Source organism: Stutzerimonas stutzeri, assembly GCF_024448935.1.
GTDB lineage: Bacteria > Pseudomonadota > Gammaproteobacteria > Pseudomonadales > Pseudomonadaceae > Stutzerimonas > Stutzerimonas stutzeri_AO.
On sequence record NZ_JAMOIE010000133.1, the window covers coordinates 1 to 9,311 of the forward strand.

The 9,311-nt window shown below is 60.7% G+C and carries 6 protein-coding genes and 1 pseudogene; all 7 read left to right on the top strand.

Features of this window, described 5'->3' with window-relative positions:
* Positions 1 to 42 precede the first annotated feature (42 nt).
* Positions 43 to 1,650: an MFS transporter gene (locus tag NA637_RS23035; protein ID WP_336605512.1), complete on the top strand. Its 1,608-nt coding sequence runs from the start codon at positions 43 to 45 to the stop codon at positions 1,648 to 1,650.
* 4 nt (positions 1,651 to 1,654) lie between these two features.
* Positions 1,655 to 2,818, top strand: coding sequence for an HlyD family secretion protein (locus tag NA637_RS23040; protein WP_256074857.1), 1,164 nt, complete (start codon positions 1,655 to 1,657; stop codon positions 2,816 to 2,818).
* Positions 2,815 to 4,212: an efflux transporter outer membrane subunit gene (locus NA637_RS23045; protein ID WP_256074858.1), complete on the top strand. Its 1,398-nt coding sequence runs from the start codon at positions 2,815 to 2,817 to the stop codon at positions 4,210 to 4,212. The genes NA637_RS23040 and NA637_RS23045 overlap by 4 nt, the downstream gene beginning before the upstream one ends.
* Positions 4,213 to 4,333: 121 nt before the next feature.
* The gene (locus tag NA637_RS23050) at positions 4,334 to 5,317 is read left to right on the top strand and encodes a lipid A deacylase LpxR family protein (protein ID WP_256074859.1); all 984 of its coding nucleotides are present in this window, start codon (positions 4,334 to 4,336) and stop codon (positions 5,315 to 5,317) included.
* Between the two features lie 57 nt (positions 5,318 to 5,374).
* Positions 5,375 to 5,539 (top strand): hypothetical protein, encoded by a 165-nt coding sequence (locus NA637_RS23055; protein ID WP_256074860.1) that lies wholly within the window; start codon positions 5,375 to 5,377, stop codon positions 5,537 to 5,539.
* A 660-nt stretch (positions 5,540 to 6,199) separates the two neighbouring features.
* Positions 6,200 to 6,600 (top strand): annotated as a pseudogene (locus NA637_RS23060) (IS66 family transposase zinc-finger binding domain-containing protein); the annotation flags it as partial.
* 460 nt (positions 6,601 to 7,060) lie between these two features.
* Positions 7,061 to 9,181: a glycoside hydrolase family 5 protein gene (locus NA637_RS23065; protein ID WP_256074861.1), complete on the top strand. Its 2,121-nt coding sequence runs from the start codon at positions 7,061 to 7,063 to the stop codon at positions 9,179 to 9,181.
* The last annotated feature ends 130 nt before the right edge of the window (positions 9,182 to 9,311 follow it).

Genomic DNA, 9,311 nt, shown 5'->3' on the forward strand with positions numbered 1-9,311 from the left:
CTAAAGCCAAACCCGAAGTGGGAGCCGCACGAGCGCCCATCGATGCCGGGCTCGCCTTCGACTCCGCTGCACAGCAACCCGATCCGGCTCGCCTATGCACTGGTGGCGGTGCTGGTCGGCCTTACCGGCGGTCTCGGCAACGCGCTGTTCAGCGCCAATCTTGCCGCCATCCAGGGGGACTTGGGATTGACCCCCTCCCAGGGCGCCTGGTTGCCCGCCGCCTATCTGATGGTCAATGTTTCCACCAACCTGTTATTGATCAAGTTCCGGCAGCAGTACGGTTTGCGCCGTTTCGCCGAAATCGGTCTGAGCATCTACGCACTAGTCACAGTGGGCCATGTCTTCGTTGAAGGCTTCGGTATGGCCATGTTCGTCCGCGCGGTCAGCGGGTTTGCTGGCGCCACCGTTAGTACGCTCGCGGTGCTCTACATGCTTCAGGCGTTTCGCAAGGCCGATATGGGCAAGGGACTGATCATCGGGATCGGTATATCCCAGCTGGCGACGCCACTTGCGTGGTTGCTCTCGCCTGCCTTGCTGGATCTGGGGGAATGGCATCGCCTGTATGTCTTCGAAGCGGGCTTGGCGCTGTGCTCATTGGCTGCAGTCGTAGTGCTCAAGCTACCGCCGGGTGAACACATCAAGGCTTTCGAGCCGCTGGATTTTGTGACCTTTCTCCTTATCGCTCCGGCACTGGCGCTATTTGCCGCCGTGCTGGCGCAGGGCCGCGTGCAATGGTGGTTCGAGCAACCATGGATTGCCTATGCTCTGATCGGCGGAATCGTGCTGATGATCTGCGCGCTGATGATCGAGCATCACCGGCGGAACCCTTTGGTGCAAACCCGCTGGCTGGGAATGGCCGACACGCTGCGCTTCGCCTTCGGCGCCATAGCATTGCGCTTCATCCTCTCGGAACAGAACTTCGGTGCGGTAGGCCTGCTACAGAACCTCGGAATGGGTGCCGATCAGCTTCAGCAGTTGTATGCGGTGATGCTGGTCGGATTGGTGCTTGGCATTGCCATCAGCGCGTTGACATTCAGCCCGAAGACCATCGTTCCGCAGATCATCCTGTCGATCGTGCTGATCGCCACGGGCAGTTTTCTCGACACCGATGCGACCAGCCTCACCAGGCCCCACGATATGCTCCTTAGCCAGGGAATGCTTTCGTTGGCTGGTGGGCTGTTCATGGGGCCGCTGGTGCTCATCGGTGTGATGAAGGCACTGAGCAACGGGCCTAACTATCTGGTCAGCTTCGTCGTGCTGTTCTCGATCACCCAGAGTCTCGGCGGTCTCGCCGGCCCTGCGGTTTTCGGTACCTTTCAGATCGTACGGGAGAAGGCTCATTCGAGCTATCTAACCGAGCAGATCGATCCGACGAACCCGATCGTTGCCCAGCGTTTGCAATTGCAGGGGCAAATATACGCACCCTTGATGACCGATCCGGTGTTGCGCCAAGCGCAGGGCTCTGCCCAACTCGCCCAGGTGGTGCGCCGAGAAGCCAATGTCCTCGCCTTCAATGATGTCTTTCACCTGATCGGCCTGCTGGCCATCGGCGTGCTGAGCTGGTCGTTGTTTCATCTGCTGCGTTCCGCACGACAGAAGAAGCGCCAAGGCATGGCCGGTACACCCTCGCCCGATATCCAAGACACGTGACCCGATGACCGACGAAAAGAAGCCGCACGAAGACTTGAACGCCAACCAGAGTACGCCGCAATCCGCCGCGCCGGCTGACGCCGGACCGATCGAAAATGATCCGCCGAAGACAATCAAACCCAGTGCCCGCTCCGTGGTGCTGATGGTGATCGTCGCTCTCGTAGGTGTGCTCAGCGTGCTCTATGCCTGGCGATTGCCGCCCTTCACCAGCGGCATCGTGACCACGGAGAACGCCTACGTGCGTGGTCAGATCACCGTGTTGGCGCCTCAGGTCAATGGCTACGTCAGCGATGTTTTCGTGGAAGACTTCCAGGCCGTCGAGAAAGGCCAGCCGCTGGTCCAGATCGATGATCGCATCTATCGCCAGAAAGTGGCGCAGGCCAGGGCGGAGCTGGACGCGCGTCGATTCGATCTTGATAACGTGGCGCAGACACTTGCTTCCGATCAGGCGACGCTGGCGTCCCGCCGCGCCGAACTGGGCGCGGCGAAAGCGGAGTTCGACCGTGCCCGCGCCGATGAGCTTCGGGTCAACGAACTGGCCGATCGGGGCTCGGTGTCGGTTCGCGAGCGCGACCAGATCCGTGCCACGGCACGTTCCGCAGCGGCAAATGTGGAGCGGTCCAAAGCCGCCATCAGAATTGCCGAAGAAACGCTCAAGTCCACTGGTATTTCTCGTGGTGGGCTGGAGGCTCAGGTTGCCATGGCCGAGGCGTCGCTGCGTCTGGCCGAAATCGACCTCGCCAACACGCTGATCAAGGCGCCGAAGGACGGGCTGGTCAGTCAGATATCGGTACGGCTCGGACAATATCTTTCGGCGGGCTCGCAACTGCTTTATCTGGTCCCGGAGCGCCTCTGGATCATCGCCAACTACAAGGAAACCCAGACCCACCATATACGTGTTGGCCAGCCGGTAACCTTCGATGTCGATGCGCTGGACGGTGCCACGCTCACCGGCAGGGTCGAGCGCCTGGCGCCCGCAACCGGTTCGGAGTTCAGCGTACTGGCGCCGGACAACGCAACCGGAAACTTTACCAAGGTGGTGCAGCGCTTGCCGGTGCGCATCGCTATCGACGCCGATCAGCCTCTCGCTGAGCGCCTGCGCCCGGGTCTCTCGGTGGTCACCCATGTTGATACCGCTGCGGCCGATGGCGAGGAGGATGAGCAATGAACCCGCACGCCCGGACGACGCTCTGGGTCCTGTGCCCGCTGCTGCTGGCCGTGGCGCTGAGCGCCTGCGCCCCGGCCCGACAGGCGACTCCGCCCGAGGCACAGTTCGAGGCACCGAATACGTGGCGCGACGGCGTGGCAGGGCAAACGGTCATTCAGGCGCAGTGGTGGGAGGGGTTCGGCGATCCTCAACTGAGCCACCTGGTCGAAACCGCGCTGGCCTCCAACACTGACATCCTGACGGCAGTCGCTCGCGTCAACGAGGCCCGCGAGCAAATCCGGATGGCGCGTTCGTCCTTGCTGCCCTGGGTCGATGCCGTCGTCGGCGGACAGCGAACCCGTGATTTCGGTACGACCGGAATCCAGCGCACCACGGCCATTCAGCCTGAATTACAGGTCTCCTACGAGGTGGATGTATGGGGTCGACTGGGCAGGCTGAGGGATGCGGCCGAACTGGGCTATCAGGCTAGCGAAGCGGAGCGTGATGCGGTGCGGCTGGCGGTGGCCAGCACCACCGCAAGGGCCTACATTTCGCTGCTGTCGCTGGACCGTCAGTTGCAGGTGACCCACCAGACCAGCGAGTCCCGGTTGGAGGCACTGCGTGTCGCCAGGGACCGGGCAAGCCTCGGCTATACCTCGCAACTGGAACTGACCCAGGCGCAGTCCGAATATGAGGCGGCGGCTCAGTTGATCCCAGAACTGGAGCAGGCTATCCGCCAACAGGAAAACGCAGTTTGTCTGCTGATCGGCGTGCAGCCCGGTCCGGTTACGCGCGGACGTCGCTTCGACGAGATCGCATTCCCGCTGAAGCCGGCGGCGCTGCCCTCGGAGCTGCTGCGGCGCCGGCCCGACATCCGTCAGGCCGAGCTGCTGCTGGCCGCAAGCGATCTCAACCTCGATGCTGAACGCGACCGATTTCTGCCACAGGTCCAGCTTTCGGCGAGTATTGGGCAATTGTTCGTCAACTCGCTGGACTACGACCCCGTTCGGGTCTGGGGGCTGGGGGGCAGCGTGCTCGCGCCAGTGTTCAGCGGTGGACGGCTGGAGGCGGGTGTCGGGATTGCCACAGCCCAGCGCGACCAGGCGGCCTACGGTTATCGGGCCGCCGCGCTGAACGCCTTCAGCGAAGTGGAAAACGCCCTATCGGGGATTGAGCAGTTCGCGGCGCAGGCAGAGCGCGTCAAGGCGCGGCGCGAGATTCTGGCACGGTCATTGGCGATAGCCCGGGATCGTTATCGAGGCGGCTACTCCTCATATCTCGAAGAGCTCGACGCCCAGCGCAATCTGTTCAACACGGAGCTCGCAGTCGTTCAGATCGAGGAAAACCGAATTAACAACCTGATCAGCCTTTATCAGGCGCTAGGTGGTGGCTGGCAGGTGGATGCAAACCGATAGCCCGGCAAGGGGTGTGTACAGGCAGGGTGGCGAGGTCGCCGGTCGCTTGGGAACACGACGCCGAGAGGGGCCGCCTTCATCCCTGCTACGGATGATTTCAAAGATGCTCAAGGGGTTGCCGATGAAACACTGTGCCAAACTTAACCCGTATATCCTGACCACGCTTCTGGCCGCCCCGACCCTGGCAACGGCCGGTACGCTCTCGATCAAGGCGGAGAACGACATCGTCTCCTCTGGAAGCGATGGCCATTACAGCAATGGGCTGGAAGTAATCTGGAGCTTCGAGCCAGACCCGGGTCACTGGAGTCGCAGGGTCGCCGACTTCCTGCCGGGCTGGTCTGGCAGCGTGATGGACAACGTCGCCTACCGATTCGGCCATCAGATCTACACGCCCGAGGAGATCGAAAAAAATGGGCTGATCGAAGATGACCGCCCCTATGCCGGACTGATGTTCACCGGGCTATCGCTATTCTCCGGCTTCCAGCATGAGGGCTGGCGTTCGGCCAAGGAACTGCACCTGGACGCTGGTCTCGTCGGCCCGGCCGCGGGCGGCAAGCGACTGCAGCGCGCCGTACACAAGCTCACCGGCAGTGACGAGCCCAATGGCTGGGGGCATCAGTTGGAGAACGAGCCCTTCGTGAACCTGGCCTACCGGCACCGCTGGTGGATACAGGAGCGCATGGGCGGGCTGGAGCTGGAATATGGCCCAGGACTGGGCTTCTCGCTTGGCAATCTGTACAGCTACACATCGGCAGATCTGGGAGTGCGGCTCGGGCGGAACCTGCAGCGAAGCTTCAGCATTCCATCGGTCACTCCCGCGCAAAGCGGCAGCCAGTTCTTCCGTCCCGGCAGCGGATTCGGCTGGTATGGCTTCGCGAATCTTGAAGGCCGTTACATGGCTCACAATATGTTGCTCGATGGAAATACATTCGAGGACAGTCACTCGGTTGATCGTCGCCAGTGGGTGGGCGATGCCCAAGTCGGAGTAGCCTTGACTTGGAGCCGCTGGCAGCTGGCGTTCGCCAGCATCTGGCGCACCCGCGAGTTCCAGAGCCAGCAGGAGCACGACCAGTTCGGATCGATCACGCTCTCCACCTGGCTGTAATTTTGACGAGGGCGCACCTGCGCGCCCGAGCACTCCACCCATTAGGAACAACTGAAAATGCTCGAACTGAATGTAATGCTGTTCATATTGGTCGCGGCATTCGTGACGATGACGGTTGGATTTGCCTCACGCGAAAAAAGCTGGGGGGCGGCGTTGATCGGGGTGGGCATCGTCGGTGTAATGTCGGTGGTGGGGTACAAGATGTACATCACCTTTGGATGATGGTGACAGGCCCAAGGCCAGTCATCCGGACCGTTCGCTGAACTGCGAAGGCTTTCCGCGCGCCGGGACGAACCCTCAAAATGTTCGATGCAATCTGTTCTTTTTTCGCGCAACCGGGACTTGCCCAAGGAATTGATCCCAACTGCCGCGCTGTCCTTCAGGGGTCTGCGCAATCAATACTGGCGCGATAGTCCGGGTGCTAATTTGGTGGCCATGACCGCACGGCGTGTTGTTGGAAAAGACAGTGCGGAGCCAGCCTGGAGCGAAACGCCTTTTCCGGAGGTCACCGCGATAGCAAGCTTCCCGGGTACGATGCAGGAAGAAGTCCTGGGCACGACTGAAGTACGGGCCGTCGCTTGCGATCCCCTTCGCCAGGACAGCAACACTGGCAGGTCGCGAGATTCCATACGCGGCCAGTTTTACCTCGGCCTATGGGCTTCGGCTGGCTCGTCGGGGTTTGCTGCAAGTCATTGCTGACACAGGTCGGCAAGGGTGAGGTACGGGAGAAGCCGCACGTCAATCTGATGCAGCCCTACGATCCGAATGCCGGATCAGCATCATGCGCCATTGCTTGGTCCGCCCGAAGGCCTGGATGACGCACCGGTCTCGATACCCGGGCGGATCACCGCTGTCGGGCAGTTATGGGTGGACGGGACGATCGATGCCGGCATCGCCGCCATCGAGGCGGAACTCGAAGCGGCACCCGGCCCCTGGCAAGCGCGAGGTACGCCAGCAACCCAAGCGCTTGCCCTTGCCGACCGAACTGCCGCGCACGCTGATACTCACGAGCCGTACAGCACCCTATGCGCCTGCGGCTGCCAGCTCAAGCGGATCGGCGAGGACGTCAGCGAAAAACCGGCTACACACCGGGCACCTTCACGGTAGAACGGCACATCCGCAGCAAATGGGTCTGCGATCCGTGCGAGACGCTGATCCAGGCACCGGTGCCGGCCCAGGCGATCGACAAGGGCATCCCCATTGCCGGCCTGCTGGCTCAGGTCATGGTGGCCAAATACGCCGACCATCGGCCGCTGTACCGGTACGAGAAGCTTGAGGGGAGGCGCTGCTTCCTCGTCTATCAGCAGCCAGCAATCAGGCTTCCTTACGCTACCGTTTGTCGGACCGACAGATAGTTGCATACCTAGCCCATTGTTAAAAAAATTCAAAATAATGACGCTGTACTTGCCTCTGCGCAGCGGGCTAAAGCGGGTGAGTACCTATTGATCGTAGTAGCAAAACGCCGCATAGTAATAGCGGACTAATGGCCGGTCAAAATTGTGACGTATAATTGGCGATCTAAACCCGTCAAAACGATTTTGAATTATTTTGCAAACCTATTATAAAGGCGCCACGTAACGGATTGCCGGGCTCCACTTACTGTGATCCGGTGCCGTTGCAACGCGGTTCGTCCGGTTGCGCAAGTGATGCATCTGCCCCAAGCGCCTGTACGACTTAATTACAACTCCCGCCACTTTTTTAAAGGCTCCGGCCTTTTGAAGTATTAAGTTTCGGAGAGACTGAATGTTTACCAATGTATTTATGGGCGCCCCTAAGGCACTCGTTCGTTCTATCGCGCTCGCTGCCGTATTCAGCGCTGTTACCTTTACAGGCGAAGCGGCTGCTGCCGTCACAGCAAGTACGTCTTCCTCGACCGCTTTCACGTCTTCGATCAACAAGTTCACCAGTAACGATTTCCTTAATGGCGTTTGGCGTCGGACTGCGGGCTTGTCTGTTCCGGCCAGCTCCGCCGCGATTGCAGCATTCAAACCAGGCGTGCAGATCAAGTTCGCCGATGGCCAGGTGCGCAAGATCACCAAGGTCTATGTGGTTGGTCAGAACATCAGCGTCTACGTTGATGGCGGCCTGCTCGATGGAAGCCAAGTCGGTGCGCCGCGTACCGTCAGCACCGTGCTCAGCTCGGTAGCGGCCCCGTCGACAACCGCCCCGGTCCCGACTGCACCCAGCAGCACCTACAGCGTCAAGCTGAACAACTTCACCAGCGGTGACTGGGATCGCGGCGTCTACCGCAAATCGCCCGGTTTCTCGATTCCCGATACCGCCGCCAACAAGGCCGCGTTCGTTAAGGGTGCGTCGATGAAACTGGCTGACGGTCAGGTGCGCAAGATTTCCGCCGTCTATGATGCGGGCGCTCACCTTTCGGTCATGATGGGCGGCTCCGCGCTGTCAGCCAGCGCAGTCGGTTACCCGAACTCCGTCAGCATAGTATCTGCCACCGCCGGTACTACCACGCCTCCGGCAACCGTCGCGCCTGCTCCGGCGCCGACGCCCGCACCAACCGCGCCGAGCACTACGTACACCGCTGGCATGAATAGCTTCACCAGCGCGGACTGGGACAACGGCATCTACCGCAAGCAAGCCGGTTTCTCTGTTCCGGATACGAGCGCCAACAAGGCTGCATTTGTTACCGGTGCTTCGGTGAAACTGGCGGACGGTCAGGTACGCAAGATCACGGCGGTCTATGACGTGGGCGCCCACCTTTCGGTCATGCTGAGCGGCACAGTGTTGTCCGGTAGCACCGTTGGTTATCCGAAAACCATCAGCGTTGTATCCAGCAGCACTGGCACGACTACGCCTCCGGCTACCGTCGCGCCTACTCCGGCAGCGACGCCTGCTCCGACACCGGCCCCAACTACTCCGGTGGTTAGCGACGGTAGCGGTATCGACCTGGTTGGTGTGAACTTCGGTTCGGGCGTGTTCGATCCGGGCACTGTTCCCGGTATCTACAACAAGGGCTATACCTACGCGGACGAGTCCTACTACAAGCGTCACGCCGGGCTCGGCTTCAAGCTGGTTCGCCTGGGCTTCCTCTGGGAGCGTATCCAGCCCAAGCTGGGTACCGAACTGGACGCAGCGGAACTGGGCCGTATCAAGCAGTCGCTGGATTACGCGCAGAAGCACGGCATCAAGGTCATCCTTGATATGCACAACTACTACCGTTACTACGGCAAGGTGATCAACTCGCCGGAAGTGCCACGGGCGCAGTTCGCTGAAACCTGGCGCAAGATCGCTGTGCACCTGTCCAAGCATCCGGCCCTGTATGGCTACGGGCTGATGAACGAGCCGTACAACACTGGCAACAACTTGTGGCCGCAAACTGCGCAGGCTGCTGGTCAGGCGATCCGCAAGATCGACCCGAGCACCTGGATCATGGTCGCTGGCGACCGTTACTCCAGTGCCTTCCATTGGCAGAAGTACAACACCCAGCTGATCGACGATCCGTGGATGCGTGATCCGAAGAACAACCTGGTCTATGAAGCGCACCAGTATCTCGACTACGACTACTCGGGCACCTATCGCAATCGCGCCGAAACCTTCACTCCGATGCTGGGTGTCGAGCGGGTCAAGCCGTGGGTCGAATGGCTGAAGAAGAACAAGCTGCGTGGTTACATCGGCGAGCATGGCATTCCGGACTTCTCTCCGTCTGCGGTAGTTGCGACTGACAAACTGCTGGCTTACCTTGCTGAGAACTGCATCCCGAGCACCTACTGGGCTGCCGGTCCGCGCTGGGGTGAGAACATCATGTCCCTGGATGTCCAAAGCGGTAAGCACCGTCCGCAACTTGCACCGCTGCAGAAGCATGCCGCTGCCAAGAAAACATGCTCCAGCATCGGTCCGCTGTAACAGCGATTGGTATAAGGAACGGGCCTTCGGGCCCGTTTTTTGTTTGGTGTGCCAGGCACGGCGCGTTGCGCGCAAGCGCAAGCGCAAGCGCAAGCGCAAGCGCAACCAATTCGGCTGTGGTGGCCAGGCT